Annotated in this window: 16 protein-coding genes and 1 riboswitch; of the genes, 9 read left to right on the top strand and 7 right to left on the bottom strand. The window is 63.5% G+C overall.

The window, feature by feature from the left end; translation table 11 throughout:
• Nucleotides 1-98: 98 nt before the first annotated feature.
• Nucleotides 99-443 (bottom strand): 50S ribosomal protein L19, encoded by a 345-nt coding sequence (gene rplS / locus HMPREF2537_RS07015; RefSeq protein WP_010190405.1) that lies wholly within the window; start codon nucleotides 441-443, stop codon nucleotides 99-101.
• Nucleotides 444-616: 173 nt separating this feature from the next.
• Nucleotides 617-731, top strand: a riboswitch (TPP riboswitch).
• On the opposite strand from rplS, the gene thiC reads away from it, so the two are divergent.
• The 6 genes from thiC to HMPREF2537_RS06985 all read left to right on the top strand — a co-directional run bounded on the left by thiC (nucleotide 727) and on the right by HMPREF2537_RS06985 (nucleotide 6,382).
• Complete coding sequence (gene thiC, locus HMPREF2537_RS07010) at nucleotides 727-2,529, top strand: phosphomethylpyrimidine synthase ThiC (protein WP_070526972.1); 1,803 nt, start codon at nucleotides 727-729, stop codon at nucleotides 2,527-2,529. Its footprint overlaps the riboswitch before it by 5 nt.
• The gene (locus HMPREF2537_RS07005) at nucleotides 2,522-3,172 is read left to right on the top strand and encodes a thiamine phosphate synthase (protein WP_070526969.1); all 651 of its coding nucleotides are present in this window, start codon (nucleotides 2,522-2,524) and stop codon (nucleotides 3,170-3,172) included. Before thiC ends, HMPREF2537_RS07005 begins: the two co-directional genes overlap by 8 nt.
• The gene (gene thiO, locus HMPREF2537_RS07000) at nucleotides 3,169-4,314 is read left to right on the top strand and encodes a glycine oxidase ThiO (RefSeq protein ID WP_070526966.1); all 1,146 of its coding nucleotides are present in this window, start codon (nucleotides 3,169-3,171) and stop codon (nucleotides 4,312-4,314) included. The genes HMPREF2537_RS07005 and thiO overlap by 4 nt, the downstream gene beginning before the upstream one ends.
• Nucleotides 4,311-4,508, top strand: coding sequence for a sulfur carrier protein ThiS (gene thiS / locus HMPREF2537_RS06995; protein ID WP_070526963.1), 198 nt, complete (start codon nucleotides 4,311-4,313; stop codon nucleotides 4,506-4,508). Before thiO ends, thiS begins: the two co-directional genes overlap by 4 nt.
• The gene (locus HMPREF2537_RS06990; protein WP_070526959.1) at nucleotides 4,509-5,288 is read left to right on the top strand and encodes a thiazole synthase; all 780 of its coding nucleotides are present in this window, start codon (nucleotides 4,509-4,511) and stop codon (nucleotides 5,286-5,288) included.
• 35 nt (nucleotides 5,289-5,323) lie between these two features.
• Nucleotides 5,324-6,382, top strand: a complete 1,059-nt coding sequence (locus tag HMPREF2537_RS06985) for a ThiF family adenylyltransferase (protein ID WP_070526956.1) — start codon at nucleotides 5,324-5,326, stop codon at nucleotides 6,380-6,382.
• On the opposite strand, the gene HMPREF2537_RS06980 is transcribed toward HMPREF2537_RS06985, so the two are convergent.
• Nucleotides 6,379-8,568, bottom strand: a complete 2,190-nt coding sequence (locus HMPREF2537_RS06980) for a YhgE/Pip domain-containing protein (RefSeq protein WP_070526953.1) — start codon at nucleotides 8,566-8,568, stop codon at nucleotides 6,379-6,381. The genes HMPREF2537_RS06985 and HMPREF2537_RS06980 overlap by 4 nt on opposite strands.
• A 332-nt stretch (nucleotides 8,569-8,900) precedes the next feature.
• On the opposite strand from HMPREF2537_RS06980, the gene HMPREF2537_RS06975 reads away from it, so the two are divergent.
• On the top strand, nucleotides 8,901-10,040 hold the full coding sequence (locus HMPREF2537_RS06975) for an HNH endonuclease signature motif containing protein (RefSeq protein ID WP_070526948.1): 1,140 nt from the start codon (nucleotides 8,901-8,903) through the stop codon (nucleotides 10,038-10,040).
• A gap of 244 nt (nucleotides 10,041-10,284) precedes the next feature.
• On the opposite strand, the gene HMPREF2537_RS06970 is transcribed toward HMPREF2537_RS06975, so the two are convergent.
• Genes HMPREF2537_RS06970 through rimM form a run of 4 tightly spaced genes read right to left on the bottom strand, consistent with a single transcriptional unit; the run spans nucleotide 10,285 to nucleotide 14,338 of the window.
• Nucleotides 10,285-12,588, bottom strand: a complete 2,304-nt coding sequence (locus tag HMPREF2537_RS06970) for a Tex family protein (protein WP_070526942.1) — start codon at nucleotides 12,586-12,588, stop codon at nucleotides 10,285-10,287.
• A 40-nt stretch (nucleotides 12,589-12,628) separates the two neighbouring features.
• Nucleotides 12,629-12,997 carry a hypothetical protein gene (locus HMPREF2537_RS06965; RefSeq protein ID WP_070526939.1) on the bottom strand — a complete coding sequence of 123 codons (369 nt, stop codon included), beginning with the start codon at nucleotides 12,995-12,997 and terminating at the stop codon, nucleotides 12,629-12,631.
• 1 nt (nucleotide 12,998) lies between these two features.
• Nucleotides 12,999-13,841: a tRNA (guanosine(37)-N1)-methyltransferase TrmD gene (gene trmD / locus HMPREF2537_RS06960; RefSeq protein WP_070526936.1), complete on the bottom strand. Its 843-nt coding sequence runs from the start codon at nucleotides 13,839-13,841 to the stop codon at nucleotides 12,999-13,001.
• Entirely contained in the window at nucleotides 13,838-14,338 is a 501-nt protein-coding gene (rimM, locus tag HMPREF2537_RS06955) for a ribosome maturation factor RimM (protein WP_070526934.1), read from the bottom strand. Before rimM ends, trmD begins: the two co-directional genes overlap by 4 nt.
• A 33-nt stretch (nucleotides 14,339-14,371) precedes the next feature.
• On the opposite strand from rimM, the gene HMPREF2537_RS06950 reads away from it, so the two are divergent.
• A complete protein-coding gene (locus HMPREF2537_RS06950) occupies nucleotides 14,372-14,770 on the top strand; it encodes a cupin domain-containing protein (RefSeq protein WP_070526931.1) in 399 nt (132 codons plus the stop codon).
• A gap of 23 nt (nucleotides 14,771-14,793) precedes the next feature.
• The gene (locus HMPREF2537_RS06945; protein WP_070526927.1) at nucleotides 14,794-15,462 is read left to right on the top strand and encodes a TetR/AcrR family transcriptional regulator; all 669 of its coding nucleotides are present in this window, start codon (nucleotides 14,794-14,796) and stop codon (nucleotides 15,460-15,462) included.
• 53 nt (nucleotides 15,463-15,515) lie between these two features.
• Here HMPREF2537_RS06945 and rpsP read toward each other — a convergent pair whose 3' ends face one another.
• Nucleotides 15,516-16,040: a 30S ribosomal protein S16 gene (gene rpsP, locus HMPREF2537_RS06940; RefSeq protein WP_046648030.1), complete on the bottom strand. Its 525-nt coding sequence runs from the start codon at nucleotides 16,038-16,040 to the stop codon at nucleotides 15,516-15,518.
• Nucleotides 16,041-16,292 lie beyond the last annotated feature (252 nt).

Genomic DNA, 16,292 nt, shown 5'->3' with positions numbered 1-16,292 from the left:
GGTGTTGACATCCCTTTTTGCCGCCAAACGTGGATCACAAAAGCCCTTCGCCATTCCTCGCGATGAGAGAAAGGCGAAGGGCTGTGACGCGCCGTAGATTAGCGGCGCTCCTTGATGCGGGCCTTCTTGCCGCGCAGGTCGCGCAGGTAGTACAGCTTGGCGCGACGGACACGGCCGCGGCGAACTACCTCGATGGAGGCAATGTTCGGGGAGTGAACCGGGAAGGTACGCTCAACGCCGATGCCGAAGGAGACCTTACGCACGGTGAAGGTCTCGCGGATGCCGTCGCCCTGACGGCGGATGCAGACACCCTTGAAGAGCTGGGTACGCTCGGTGGTGCCCTCGATGACCTTGACATTGACGTCAAGGGTATCGCCCGGGCGGAAGGACGGGATATCGTCGCGCAGCGAAGCTGCATCAACCTTGTCAATGAGGTTTGCCATTGGTGTTTTCCTTTTCAGTTTAAGACAGAGGACCCTAGCGCCACCTCGCGGCAGCTGACCGGTTCGTGCCTATTACACAGAACATCGCCATCTTTCCACACCCCACCCCCGCAGAACAAATTGTGCCAAACGCCTGACATCTCCTTACTGCGGGCTCTAAGGTGGGTGGCGCACTGATACCCCACGGGTGCCCACGGGAAGTGGGCTGAGAGTGGCGCTGATACCGCGCCTGCACCGTTTGAACCTGTCTGGTTAGCACCAGCGAAGGAAGAGAGGAGCAGCCATGACGGCTACCCATAACCCCATCCAGTCCACCGACTCCGGCGAGATCCACCCCAAGCACTCCTACTCCCCCATACGGGAGCACGGCCTGGAGGTACCGGAGACCGAGATCCAGCTGGATGATTCCCCTACCGGCCCGAATGAACCTTTCCGCATCTACCGCACCCGCGGCCCGGAGTGCGAGCCCGAGGTAGGCCTGCCGGCGCTGCGCGCGGAGTGGATTGCAGAGCGCGGGGACGTCGAGAAGTACGAGGGCCGTGCCCGCAACCTCGCCGATGACGGCCGCTCCGCCGAGCGCCGCGGTGCTGCTTCGCAGGAGTGGAAGGGTGAGCGTCGCCAGCCGCTGCGCGCGAAGGAAGGCAAGCGCGTCACCCAGATGCACTACGCGCGCCAGGGCATCATCACCAAGGAGATGGAGTTCGTGGCCCTGCGCGAGCACTGCGACCCGGAGTTTGTGCGCTCCGAAATCGCCCGCGGCCGCGCCATCCTGCCCAATAACGTGAACCACCCGGAGTCGGAGCCGATGATCATCGGGCGGAAGTTCCTCACCAAGATCAACGCCAACATCGGCAACTCCGCGGTGACGTCCTCCATTGAGGAAGAGGTGTCGAAGCTGCGCTGGGCCACCCGCTGGGGCGCGGACACCGTCATGGACCTCTCCACCGGCGATGACATCCACACCACGCGCGAGTGGATTCTGCGCAACTCGCCGGTGCCCATCGGCACCGTGCCCATCTACCAGGCGTTGGAAAAGGTAAACGGCGTAGCTGAGGACCTGACGTGGGAAATCTTCCGCGATACCGTTATCGAGCAGTGCGAGCAGGGCGTGGACTACATGACCGTTCACGCCGGCGTGCTGCTGCCCTATGTGCCGTTGACCACGGACCGCGTCACCGGCATCGTCTCCCGCGGCGGCTCCATCATGGCGGGCTGGTGCCTGGCACACCACAAGGAGTCCTTCCTCTACGAGAACTTCGATGAGCTGTGTGAGATCTTCGCGCGCTACGACGTCGCCTTCTCATTGGGCGATGGCCTGCGCCCCGGCTCGCTGGCGGATGCCAACGACACCGCCCAATTCGCTGAGCTCAAGACCATCGGTGAGCTCACCCGGCGCGCCTGGGAGTATGACGTCCAGGTCATGGTGGAAGGCCCGGGCCACGTCCCGCTCAACATGATTCAAGAAAACAACGAGCTGGAGCAGGACTGGGCTTCGGATGCGCCCTTCTACACGCTGGGCCCACTGGTCACCGATATTGCCCCGGGCTATGACCACATCACCTCCGCCATTGGTGCGGCGCACATCGCCATGGGAGGAACAGCCATGCTGTGCTACGTCACCCCGAAGGAGCACTTGGGTCTGCCCAACCGCGATGATGTGAAGACCGGCGTGATTACCTACAAGCTCGCCGCCCATGCGGCCGACGTGGCCAAGGGCCACCCAGGGGCGCGCGCCTGGGATGATGCGATGAGCAAGGCCCGCTTTGAGTTCCGCTGGCACGACCAGTTCGCGCTCTCCCTCGACCCAGACACCGCGCAGGCCTACCACGATGAGACCCTGCCCGCGGAGCCGGCGAAGACCGCGCACTTCTGTTCCATGTGCGGGCCGAAGTTCTGTTCCATGCGCATCAGCCAGGACATTCGGGATACCTTCTCCGACTCCCTTGGTATGCCAAGTTTCCCGGGCAAGGGAGCCATCGATCCGGAGGTCGTGGCAGCTGCCCGCGCGGGCGAGAAGCAGATGTCGGAGGAGTTCAAGGCCCAGGGCTCACAGCTCTATCAGGAAGAAGAGACCACACATGCCTGATCTTCGCTGCTACTTCGTCACGGGCGCGGGCTCGCATGAGGACGTCGTGCGCATCGCTGCCGCTGCGGCCCGGGGCTGCGCCGGGGTGGTACAAGTTCGTTCCAAGCCGATTTCCGCCCGCAACCTCTACCACTTAGGCCGCGACGTGGCCCGCGCGGTGGAGCAGGCCAACCCAAAAACGCGCGTGCTTATCGACGACCGCGTCGACGTCGCCGCCGCCCTCCGCCACGCTGGCGAGCCGGTGCACGGCGTGCATATCGGCCAGGATGATCTGCCCGTGGCCGCTGCCCGTACGCTGTTGGGGCCGGACGCGATTATCGGTTTGACCACCGGCACACGCGAGTTAGTCGAGGCCGCCAACGAAGTAGCAGACCTGATTGATTACATCGGCTGCGGCCCGTTCCGCGCCACACCGACGAAAGACTCCGGGCGCACCCCGTTGGGGCTTGATGCCTACCCGGATTTGGTGAAGCTCTCCCGCGTCCCCCTCGTGGCCATCGGGGATGTCACCGCCAACGATGCAGCCGATCTTGCGGCAACCGGCGTGGCCGGCCTAGCCGTCGTGCGCGGCATCATGCATGCCGATGACCCGGAAATTTATTGCCGCGAGCTGCTGTCCGGTTTCGACGAAGGTGCGCGATGAGTACTAGCTCTGATTCTTCAGTCATCGTTGTCGGCGCGGGCGTCATTGGCCTGGCCACCGCCGTGGAACTGGCCGCCCAGGGCCATGAGGTCACGGTCTTGGATCCGGCCCCGGCCTCTGGGGCTTCGCACTATGCCGGCGGCATGCTCGCCCCCGCCGCAGAGGTGGTCTACCAGCAGGATCCACTCTTCCCGCTGATGCGTGCCTCCGGCGCGTGGTACCCGGAGCTTATCGATCTCGTGGCTCAGCACACCGAGGTCCCCACCGGCTACCGCGCCGAAGGGACCCTCGTCGTCGCGGCTGATCGCGCGGATGCTCAGCACCTCACCGAGCTAGCGGATTATCAGTCCCTCCACGGTATGGAGGTCGAGCGCATCACCGTGCGCGAAGCCCGGCGCGCGGAACCTTTGCTCTCGCCACGTCTGGCTGCTGCGGTGAGCATCCCGGGTGACACTCAGGTCTTCCCCCGTCAATGGACAGCTGCACTGCTCAGCGCTGCCCAAGCGCTCGGTGTGCGTTTCTTCCGCACGGCAGCACAGTCAATCAATGCTGACACGGGCGTGGTCACGACGGCCGTCGGCGAGTTCGAAGCTGAACAGGTGGTGCTCGCAGCAGGCCTGGGAGCACGCGAGATCGAGTGGGCTGCCTCGGCCGGGCTTGAACAGTCCCCGCTCCACCTGCGCCCGGTGTACGGCGATATCCTGCGCCTGCGCGTACCGGAAGAGCTCCAGCCGCTGCTCACCCGCGTGGTGCGCGGCTTCGTGGAGGACCGCCCCATCTACCTCATCCCGCGCGGCGATGGAACCTTGGCGGTTGGCGCTACAACCCGCGAGGACACTCTTGCCACGGCCCAGGCCGGCGGCGTCTACTCGCTGCTTCGCGACGCCATCCGCGTCCTCCCCGCCGTCGAAGAATGCGAGTTCCTCGAGGCCAGCGCGGGAGCTCGCCCCGGCACCCCGGATGACCTTCCCTATCTTGGCCGCGTCAGCGACCGGCTGATTATCTCTACCGGCTATTTCCGCCACGGCATCCTGCTCACGGCCCTGGCCGCGCGCTGTGCCCGCGAGCTCATCGAAGGAACCGATCCCAGCATCGATCTCGCGGCCTGTAACCCATTGCGACACCTCAAGGAGCAACAATGATCCTCATCCTCAACGGCCACCCTTATGACACGGCGGCCGATACCGTCGCCCAGCTGCTGGAAGAAAAAGGCATTGCCGCCGACGGCACCGCGGTGGCCGTGGCCGAACAGGTCGTTCCCCGCTCACAGTGGGAGTCCACCACACTCACCGAGGGCGCAGCCGTGGAAATCCTCACCGCAGTCCAAGGAGGTTAAATGCTGACCATCGCCGATACCACCTTTTCTTCCCACCTCATCATGGGCACCGGAGGGGCCACGAGCCACGACGCCCTTGAGCGTGCGCTCGTCGCCTCCGGAACCGAGCTGACTACCGTGGCCATGCGCCGCCACGCTGGTACCCGTGGTGGTGAGAGCATCTTCGACCTGTTGCGTCGGTTAGACATTGCCCCACTCCCCAACACCGCCGGGTGTCGCACCGCGCACGAAGCCGTCCTCACCGCCCGCATGGCCCGTGAGGCGCTGGGCACGACGTGGGTCAAAGTAGAGGTCATCGCTGATGAACACACGCTGCTGCCCGATGTCGTGGAGACCCTCGACGCCACCGAGCTCCTGAGCGCCGAAGGTTTCACCGTGCTGGCCTATACCAGCGACGATCCCGTGGCCGCCCAGCGCCTCGAAGATGCCGGCGCTGCGGCCGTCATGCCGCTGGGCGCTCCCATCGGCACTGGGCTGGGAATCCTCAACCCGCACAACCTCGAGCTCATTTGCTCACGCGCCTCAGTGCCCGTGCTTGTCGACGCCGGCATCGGCACCGCCTCCGATGCCACCCTCGCCATGGAGCTCGGGTGCTCCGGTGTGCTGCTCGCCAGCGCAGTCAACCGCTGCCAGGATCCCGAGGCCATGGCCACCGCCATGCGCCACGCCGTCGAAGCGGGACGACTAGCCCGAAGTGCAGGGCGCATCCCGCAGCGCGAACATGCCCAGGCATCCTCCACCTTCGAGGGCCTAGCCTCCTGGGCCGACCAAGTTCTCTAGACCTGTGGCACTGATCGCCGCCGCGAGAGGGACCTATGCTCAGCAAAGATGAACTCGCCCGCACCGCGCGCCAACGCCTTCTACCCGGCTTCGGTGACGCGGCCCAGGAGCGGCTCAATGCCGCGCACGTGCTCGTCGTGGGCGCCGGCGGGCTGGGCTGCCCGGCCCTCCAGCAGCTAGCGGCGGCTGGCATCGGGCGCATCACGATTATTGATTCCGATACCGTCGATATCAGCAACCTGCACAGGCAGGTGCTGTTTGGTGCGGGGGACGTCGGCAAGCCCAAGGCAGAGGTGGCCGCTGCGCGCGCCCGCGAGCTTGCCCCCGAGCTACAGATCACCGCGCTCAACGCGCGGCTGACTTCCTCCACCGTTCTTGACCTCTGCGCAGGGTCTGACCTCGTCCTCGACGGTTCCGATACCTTCGACACGAAATACCTCGTCGCCGATGCCTGCGAGCTCACCTCTACCCCGCTGGCCTGGGGAACCGTGCTGCGCTACGGCGGGCAGGCCGCGCTGTGGCACTCCGGCAATGCATGTGCTGACGGGCGCGGCGTGGGCTTGCGTGATCTCTTCCCCGCCCCGCCTAACGGCGAGGCTCTCGAGTGCTCGACGGCCGGGGTGCTGGGCGCAACGACGTCGGTGATTGCAGGGCTCATGGCCACCGCGGCGGTCGCCACGCTCGGCGCACTCCCAGATCATCGGGACATGGTCGGGCGCGTAACCTCCTACGACGCGCTCCCCGGTAACTTCCGCACGCTGCGGGTGGACGCCGATCCCGACCGCTCCCTCGTTACTGCCCTACCTGCCCGACACACCCTGCCGCCGGAACTTGTCACCGGTCATGCTGCCCTCCTCGATATCTCCGAGGAGCCCAACTTTCCAGAGGCCGCGGTGACACTGCCCTGGCATACCGTCACCGATGATGATTCCGTGCGTCGTGCGCTGACTTCGTGCGCCTCCGAACTGGTCTACGTGGCCTGCCCCTCCGGTGGGCGCAGCGCTGGCTTTGTCCTGCGCTACGCCGACCTCGCTGCAGACATGGGCATCGAGCTACGCAACCTTCCCGGTGGGCTCGCAGCACACGGCTATTAGGCGCCAGCCACCGCCGGAGTGCGGAAGAGGTGCTCGTCAAGGATGCGCGCGGTGCCATGGTGGCGAGCCCGGAAAATCACGCAAGAGGCCACCAGTGCCAAGGCGGTCACGATGAACAGCACCGCAATGCCCGCCCAGAAGGTGCCGTCGTGGATACCGTCGGTGGCGCGGGTAAAGGCGTTTTTCGCATAGGTCATCGGATGGAAAGGATGCAGCATGCTCAACGGCCGCGGAATAGCCGCCACCGGCCACACGCCGCCGAAGACCATGACGCCTAAGGCAAAAGCACCGACGGCGAAGACAGCACCAATCTTGCGGCCGAAGGTTACGAGGAAGAACTGGTAGGTCGCCGCGCCGACGGCGGCAATCGCTGCGATGACGAGCAGCATCATCGGCCAGCTGGCAGGACTCCAGCCCATCGTGGAGGACATAACGCCTATGAAGGCCAAGACCAAGAAGTTCAGACCCGCCACCACGCCAAAGGCTGCCAGAATGCCACGCACCGGACTCGTGGCCGACTCGCCGCGACGACCCAGGTAGTACGGCAGCGTCATCGCCAGCAGCAGCATGACGAGGAAGCCAAAGACCAGAACGAAGAGCAGCGAGGCGCCGCCCGTGATGTTCTTCTCGGTCGGGTCAACCGGGCTGACCACCGTCTGTACAGGGTGGAGGTTAGAGGAGGTGAAGTTGATGGGCACGGCCATGTTCTGCGCCGACGTATCCGGCTGGGTAATGGAGGGGGCTTTGGCGGCGCCGTCGGCAAGCTTGGTGGCCAATTCATTGGAGCCGGCCTTGAGCTGGTCCATGCCGTCCTTGAGCTCCGTGCCGCCGGCGGCCAGCTGGCTCGTGCCGTCCTTCAGCGTGCCGGTGCCCTCATGCAGGCGGGAAGCACCGTCCTGCAGCTGGGCGGCGCCGTTGCTCAGCTCGCCGACGCCTGCCCGCAACTGCTGCGAGCCATCGGACAAGCGGTGCGCGCCGTCATTGAGCGCCATCATGCCGCCCAGGTATTCCGAATTGGGATCGGACAGGTTGTAGTAGAGCTGGCCGGTGCCGGCGGAGAGCTTCTCCAGTTGCGCCACCATGTTTCCACTGGCGGCCGGGTCGAGCTTGGACACCAGGGAATAGAGTTGCTCAGCTTGCTGGTGCATGCCGAGGCCGCAGAGGACGTCGACAAGCTGCAGCAGCGCCGGGGCCACGGACTGCGCCCGCTTGAGCACCGGGATGAGCATCCCGGTGAGCTGGTTGACGCCCCCATCGATTTGGCCCGCGCCATCCGCCAGGCGTCCGGTGCCGGCAAGCAGTTTGTCGGAGCCGTCGGCAAGCTGCGCGGCACCATCATCGAGCTGCGCGGCGCCATCGCTGAGGCGCCCTACGCCGTCATTCAGGCGGTTCGTGCCGTCCAGCAGCTGGCCCGTACCGTTGTTGAGATCGCCCGCGCCGGCGTCCAGCTTGGCGATTCCCTCGACCGCGCGCCCGCCGCCTTCCTGCAGCCTCCCAGCGCCTTCGTCGAGCCGGCCCGCGCCCTCGGCTGCGGTGCCCAGACCATCGCTGAGTTTGTTGAGCCCCTCGATGACCTGATCGGCATACTTCTTGGAAATTGCATTCTCCACGCTGGTCTGCACCTGCGGGATGAGGCTGGAAGAAATCACTGAACCATTCGTGCCGTAGTAATCATTCGTGGCGACATGAATCTCCGGTTTAACCGGCTTATCGCTGATGATGGTGACGGCCTGCTCCGAGAAGTTCTTCGGGATGGTCACCACCATGAGGTATTTGCCCTTGAGCAGACCCTCATCCCCGTCGCCCTTGCTGACTTCAGCGAAATTCAGATACTGCGTCTCCATCAGGCCTTCCACAACCTGGTCACCATAGTTGGTGTAGGTGCCCTGCTTCTCGACGCCCGCGTCCTCATTCACCACCGCCAAGTCAATGTTGCGCATGTACTTGGAGGGGTCCCACATCGCCCACATCATGGTGCCCGCGATGACGATGGGTGCTACGAGAAGGAAGACGATGAGCACGCGCGACAAGGTACTCGTGGGGCGCCAATCGAGGACGCGGTGCCACCCCATGGCCTCGCTGTCGTGGCCTGCCGCGTTCTGGGTAGCAGCGCTCCCCTCGTGCGGCATTCTGCGCGAAGCGCTATTCGCCCCTGCTTCCCGGTTGGATTCATCCCCACGGCTCATGCCCGCCTCCTTGACGTGATGATTCAGGTCCGCTTTTATTCGTTTATCCAGCCATTAAAGCTAGACACCCAAACGTGAGCGAGGCCACTAAGTCATTTGTTTCAACAAACATACCACCGATTAAGTTGACATTGTGAACTTATAGCCATTCGTCTCGTTGTGCCGCGCTGCGCACCACCTGAGTTACATCACCCAGCACTCCCCTGTGACGGGCGGGCGAGCGCATTCGAATCGGGCTTTCATCCGGCAAGCCCCTGCCCTTTACAGCCTGTAGGCAGGGCGTTTTCTTCTCCGGTTGCGGGGCCGCGTGGCCTGTTTTAGGCTCTGTGCACATGGGGGATATTGAAACCTACATCCGCCTTCGCAACTCGGGGATTGCGCTGGTGGAAGCAGCAACCAGCACACCCGAAAGCTTGCGCGCACTTGGCGCCTCGCACGGCGATGCGGAGGAGCTGGCGTCGCTTCATGCCATCTATTTCGGCGATACCCGCTTCACCGGCAAGCAGCGCACCGCCCGCCAGGCGGCCCAACGCCAAGGCCACGACCTGGCCACGCTGAGCCTGATTGAGTCCTACACCGCGAAGCTGAAGAAGCAGGTTGACGTCTGGAATTTGCGCGTCGCGCTCGCCTCCGTGCCCTCGGAACGGGTGCCTTCAGTGGCGGCGCAGCGAGTGAAGGAACTCAAACCGAAACGCGTGCCTTCACCAGGAGTGCGGCTGACTTACCGCAAGAATGGTCCTTACTCGCTCACGGTTACTGATTCCGCGCTCAACATCTCCACCATGCGCAGCACCCTGGAGTCCATTAACCCCACCGACCTCCTGGACGCCACCCGCCAGGTCTTCTTTAAAGAAGGAGTGGGGTCTCGGCCGGCAGTGGGAACAAACGTCGTGATAACACTCGACGAGCTTGACAAAATCATCCGCCACGACGGCGACGACATCGAGCTCGAACTCACCAACGGCGGGCGCATGAGCGGCGCGGAGTTTCTCACCTACAAATTCGCCGAGACTGGCTACGCCACATTAGTCCACCCCACCATCGGCCCGGTGTGGCTGCACCGGCTTTCGCGCTTTGCCAGCCTCGAGCAGCGCATCATGGCCAGCGCGGAGCACCCCACCTGCGCGATCGAAGACTGCAACAAGCCAGCCGATTACTGCCAAGTCCACCACATCGTCCCCTGGCAAGCGGGCGGGGAAACCAATCCGCCCAACCTAACCATGCTGTGCGCCTACCACAATGGCATCAACGACGATGACCCGACAAGCCCGACCGGCAGAGGCTACGTCTTTCGGTTGAAAGGACCGGTTGACTACATCCCGCCCTGGGGAACGCCGATTACAGCGCAGCCGGCCTACCAAGAAGCCGTAAATCGACAGGCCGCAAGCCCGACGAGCACCCCTACAAGCCAACCACCCGATCCGCCGGACATACGCCCATCACCACCCACCACTGCGCCGCCGCACGAATAATCTTCGCCGCAGCTTAACCGCACACGTCCGCACGCCGAACCGGCACCCCGACCCCCTTAACTCGGCGGACTCAGCCTTGCGCCACGCGGAAACCTCAACGTTTGCGAGGTCCTCCGCGCCTTCGGCGATCGCTCCACCCCACGGGCTTGTCCAACCCACCGTCCGTACAGAAGAAGCCGCTGAAAACTCGCAAACCCCCAACCGTTTGAACAGTCAGGGGGTTTGGTGCGCAACTAGGTGAACTTTAGAAGCCGGCCTTCTTGAGGGCATCGGCCATCGAACCACCGCCGCCGCGGTCCGAGCGGCCACGCCCACCGTCGCGGCGGGAGTTGCGACGGTCGGAGCGGCCGCCGCGCCCCTCGGAACGCCCACCGCCGTTGCGGCGCTTGGGGGCGGGCTGGCCGGGTTCGTCGTCAAGCCGCAGCGACAAGCCAATGCGCTGGCGCTCCACGTCGACCTCCATGACCTTGACCTTCACCACCTGGCCCGAGCGGACCACATCGTGCGGGTCAGAGACGAACTTGTGGCTCATCGCGGAGACATGAACAAGACCATCCTGGTGCACGCCGACGTCAATGAAGGCACCAAAGGCCGCAACGTTGGTCACGGTACCCTCCAGAATCATGCCCGGTTTCAAGTCCGAGACCTTGTCTACGCCTTCCTTGAAGGTAGCCGTCTTGAATTCTGGGCGCGGGTCGCGGCCCGGCTTATCCAGCTCCGCGATGATATCCGTCACCGTCGGAACACCAAAGGTCTCGTCGGCGAAGTCTGCCGGCGACAGCGTCGTCAACACTCGCGAATTGCCGATGAGCTCCGACACCCCCAGACCGGTCTTCTCCGCGATGCGCGCCACCACCGGGTACGCCTCCGGATGCACGGCCGAAGCATCCAGCGGGTCCTTACCGCCATTGATGCGCAGGAAGCCCGCCGCCTGTTCGAAGGCCTTCGGCCCCAAGCGCGGCACCTTCTTCAGCTCCTTGCGCGAGGCAAACGTGCCATTCTCATCGCGGTAGGCCACGATGTTGGCCGCAATCGTGGAGTTCACGCCGGCCACGCGCTCGAGCAACGGGGCCGACGCCGTATTCAGGTCCACGCCGACGCCATTCACCGCGTCTTCCACCACGCCATCGAGCGTGCGCGCAAGTGCGACTTGGTTGACGTCATGCTGGTACTGCCCCACGCCAATCGCCTTCGGGTCAATCTTCACCAGTTCCGCCAGCGGGTCCTGCAGTCGGCGCGCGATCGAGACCGCGCCGCGCAGGGAGACGTCCATGTCGGGAAATTCATCGGCTGCCAGCTGCGAAGCCGAATACACCGACGCGCCGGCTTCCGAGACCACGACCGGGTTCGGCCGCTTCCCACCCGCCTGCGCGATGAGGTCCGCGACTTCACCGGCAAGCTTCTCCGTCTCACGCGAAGCAGTGCCATTACCAATCGCCATAAGGTCCACCGAATGAGCCGCGCTTAACGACGCCAACTCTCTCACCGCCTCGGCCCACTTCTGCTGCGGCTGGTGCGGGTAGACGATGGTGGTGGCAAGGACCTTACCCGTCGGGTCGACGACCGCGCACTTGACGCCGTTGCGGTAGCCCGGGTCCAAACCCAGCGTCGCGCGCTGGCCCGCTGGGGCCGCCAGCAGAACGTCGCGCAAGTTGGTGGCGAAAACCTTGAGTGCGCCTTCCTCGGCCTTCTCTTTCAGGCGCATGCGCACGTCGAGGCCCGAGGAGATGGAGAGTTTGGTGCGCCAGCCCCAGTGGACGGCGTCGGCAAGCCAGCGTGAGGTAGACACGTCCAGGTCGAAGCGGTCTGCGATCATGCCCTCGTACATGGCGTCATCGCCTGCGTCGAGGTTGAGGTGCAGAACGCCCTCGCTTTCGCCGCGCAGCAGCGCCAAAATGCGGTGCGAGGGAAGCTTCTCGAAAGGCTCGGAGAACTCGAAGTAGTCCTTGAACTTCGCGCCCTCGGTTTCTTTACCCTCGACCACGCTGGCGTTCATGGAACCGCTGGTGTACATGCGCTCGCGCACCTCGCCCACCAGATCCGCATCCAGTGCGAAGCGGTCCACCAGAATGGCGCGGGCGCCATCGAGGGCCTTCTTCGTTTCCTCGAAACCTTCGGTGAGGTACTCCCCCGCCAGCTCGGCCGGGTCCGCCGAGGGGTCCTCGATGAGCTTGTCCGTCAGCGGCTCCAGTCCTGCCTCGCGCGCAATATCCGCCTTGGTCTTGCGGCGCTTCTTATACGGCAGGTACAGATCCTCCAGGCGCGCCTTGGTCTCGCAGCCCTGGATCAGTGCGCGCAGCTCATCGGTAAGCTTGCCCTGCTCCTCAATCGCAGCGAGCACCGTTTCCTTGCGCTCTTCCAGCTCACGCAGGTACGTCGAGCGTTCCTCGATGATACGCAGCTGGGAGTCATCCAGCCCGCCGGTGGCTTCCTTGCGGTAACGGGCAATGAACGGAACGGTGTTACCCTCCGCCATGAGCTTGAGGGCGGCTTCGACAAACTGTTCTTTGACGCCCAGCTCTCCAGCGATGGTGGCTGCGATATTCACAAAACCTCTTTTTGGGTCGGGGACTTAAGACCTTCTCACCCTATACCCCGCCCTGCCACGCGCAGGAAGTGCCCAGGCCAAACTCAGTGTGACCAATCTCTGAGGTTCCGTACCAGAGTGTGTGCGGCGGCAAGCACTCCGCGACGGCGGCGGTGACCTTGGTCAGCGGCAGTTCAGAGGCGCCGTTGACGATGACGCGCCACACGTGTTCGCTCACCGGCGGCTGGCCGTGCTTATCCATGTACTCATTGACCAAGATGTTGTCGGGTTCGCAGGTAAATGACACGACCTCGGCGTTGATGTCCTGTGGCTCGACTCCGCCTTCGTGCAGGCGCTGCGGCATGTCTTTGAGGACCTTGTTCCATTCAGCCTCAGTCATAAGTATTGACAAGTCAGTACTCACGTCCATCTCAATCCTCCTTTAGGGTTTCCAGGTAGGCGCGATCGCTGTCACTTAACTCTGCCGCGTCCAGCAGCTCTGGGCGGCGCTGCCATGTTCGCGCCAGCGACTGCTCGCGGCGCCACCGGTCCACGCGGGCATGGTCACCAGAGGTCAGCACGTCCGGGACCTTGAGGCCGCGCCACTCGCGCGGCTTGGTGTAGCTGGGCCCCTCCAGCAGGCCATCGGAGAAAGAATCCTCTTCGTGCGAGCGCCGGTTCCCCAACACACCAGGAATAAGGCGCACGACGGCCTCGGCGATGACCAGCACAGCTACCTCACCGCCGATGAGCACGTAGTCACCGATGGAGACCTCGCGTACGCGGTAACGCTGCTGCGCATCGTCGACGACGCGCTGGTCGATGCCCTCGTAGCGCCCGCACGCAAAGACAATGTGCTCCTCCGCGGACCACGCTTGCGCATCGGCCTGAGTAAAAGGCGCTCCCGCGGGAGTCGGCACGATAAGCAGCGGCTTGTCCGAATTCTCGCTTTCGCCATAGGAGCGTGCCTCGACGCCATGGATGTCGTCGTGGCGCGGCTTGCTCAGATGCGGCAAAGCGCTCTGCAGGTCCTGGGTGGAGGCGGTGCCGGAGGAGACGTCGTCAAGCGCGGGCCCCCATACCTCAGGCTTCATCACCATCCCTGGGCCGCCGCCATAGGGGGAATCGTCGACGGATTTGTGCACGTCGGTGGCCCACTGGCGCAGGTCGTGCACGCCCACCGCAAGCTTTCCCTGCTCGATGGCCTTGCCCAGCAGCGCGTGGCGCAGCGGGTCGAGGTACTCCGGAAAAATGGTGAGAACGTCAATCCTCATAGGTCGAGCAGCCCTTCCGGCGGGGTGATGGTGCAGGTCCCCGCCTCCAAATCAACCTCCGGCACGATCTCCTCCACGAAGGGAACGAGCGCTTCTTTACCTTCGGTGAGAGTGATTTCAAGGAGGGACTGCGTGGGTCCGTGCGTTACGCCGGTCACCTCGCCCACCTCACTACCATCAAGGAGAACGCGCAGACCTTCTAACTCGTGGTCATAGAAGCCGTCGTCTTCCGGGTCATCCAGGGGTTCGGCGAAGAACTGGGTGCCGCGCAGGGAATCCGCGGCCGTGCGGTCCGGGACTTCCTTGAACGTGATGAGCAGGCGCCCCTTGTGGGCGCGCACCGCAGCGATGGTGAGTTCGTGTTCCTTCTTGCCTTGTGTGCCGTGGAGAACCTCGCCGACGGCGAATCGGGTCTCAGGGGAATCGGTGGTCACCTCGACGGAGACCTCGCCTTTAATGCCGTGGGATTTCACCACGCGACCAATGAGTAGTTCCATGCCTGCTAGCTTAACGGGCTACGCTGGGGCGGCATGACTGAGCTTCCGATCAATGATGTGACCACCTTTGGCGACGCCTCCCACAACAGCGCCGCCCTCACAACGCTAAACCTGCTCGATGAGGCGCCTGAACCGAACCCATCGCGCCCCAGACCAGCCGTTAAGCGGGTCCTCAGCGCCGATGGTGCGAACCTCATCCTCTTTTCGTTCCTACCTGGACAAGACCTACCCGACCACAAAGCCGCGCACCCTATCACTGTCCAAGTGCTACAAGGAGCGGTGACTTTTAGTTGCGGAGAAGAAGAGCACCTGCTCGTTCCCGGACAAATCGTGCACCTTCCGGCGCGCATACCACATGCGGTGTCCTGCAGCGATCAACCTGCACTCATGCTGCTCACCATGTTAACGCCGAACATTGGCGCGAATGTCTAGACTTTTAGTACGATACTTTTATTGTGAGTAGTTCGAAGCCGTATCACCATGGAAATTTGCATGAAGAGATCCTCCGGGAGGCCATCAAGCTCGGCCGGGAAGGTGGACCGGAGGCGGTGACGATTCGCGCGGCAACGCGCGCGGTCGGCGTCTCCCCGACAGCCGCCTACCGTCACTTCAAGGACCAAGCCGCGCTTCTCGACGCCGTCGGGACCGTCGCCACCTACGAACTCATCACCAAGCTCAGCGATACCTTCGAAACGACGGAGGGCACCATCATTGACAAAATGATGGCGGCCGGTTTCACCTACTTCCACCATGCCTTGGAAGAGCCGCACTTCTTTATGTGCATGATGGCCGCGAGCAGCTTTGATATTCCGGCCGGGCTCGTAGCCGCGGCTGAGGGGCCCGGCGAAGACCCCCGTGTACAAGCCATGTTCAATTTCTACGGCTACATGGCACAGTACGCGCGCTCGATTGGCCAGGAACCCAATAGGCAGCACATGATGCAGAATTGCCTAGCCGGATGGTCCACGGTGCACGGTTTCACAGTCTTGTGCCTCAGCGGTCATTTGGGATCGCTACCGGAGGAAAAGGTGGAAGCTATGGCGCAGTCGGTTATTGCCTCCGCTGTCCGCGGGTTGGACTTCGAAAATCCTCTGGAGGTCCGCCTCCCACGGCCGAAAAACTAGATAATCCCCGCGACCTACAGGTCAGCGGGGTTAATCTTTTAGCCGAGTAGAACTTACTCTGCGGACTCCTCAGCCTCAGCGGAGTCGGCCTCTTCAGCCTTAGCAGCCTCTTCCTCGGCCTTAGCAGCCTCAGCAGCAGCGGCTTCCTCAGCAGCCTTCTCGGCGGCAGCCTTAGCCTCGGCCTCTTCCTTGGCCTTGCGCTTCTTCTCGGTGATAGCCTCGATGGTCGGGCCGTTGTTGGCCTCAGCCAGTGCAGCGTTGAAGAGGTCCAGCTTGGACGGCTTCGGCTCAGCAACCTTCAGGGTGCCCTCTGCGCCCGGCAGACCCTTGAACTTCTGCCAGTCACCGGTCACCTTGAGCAGTGCGAGAACCGGCTCGGTCGGCTGTGCGCCGACACCCAGCCAGTACTGAGCGCGCTCGGAATCGATCTGAATCAGGGACGGCTCCTGCTTCGGCTGGTAGATACCGATGTTCTCGATAGCCTTGCCGGAGCGACGGGTGCGTGCATCAGCAACGATGACACGGTACTCAGCGTTGCGGATCTTACCCATACGCTGCAGCTTGATCTTAACGGCCATGATTGGCTCCTTTTCTAGTCACCGGGCAGTTCAGACACGCGCCGCTTGGTGGCGCGCCGGTTCAACCCTTGAATTTTATCCTGCGCGTGACGTGCCGGCCGTCCGTAGGCGGTACCGACGTTACGCAGAGATGAAGTTTTACGTGTCCTCCACGCGGTGCGTGAACAACCTCAACAACTTTAGCGGAACCCACACGAGATAGGAAATTCCCCTTAGCTCTTGCGTGGTTAGGCCTTACCCCGCGAAGGGGGT

The sequence above is a fragment of the Corynebacterium sp. HMSC074E01 genome (genome assembly GCF_001808885.1).
Taxonomy (GTDB): domain Bacteria; phylum Actinomycetota; class Actinomycetes; order Mycobacteriales; family Mycobacteriaceae; genus Corynebacterium.
The sequence above is the reverse complement of the archived record's forward strand: the minus strand, read 5'-3'. Positions and strand labels throughout refer to the sequence as shown.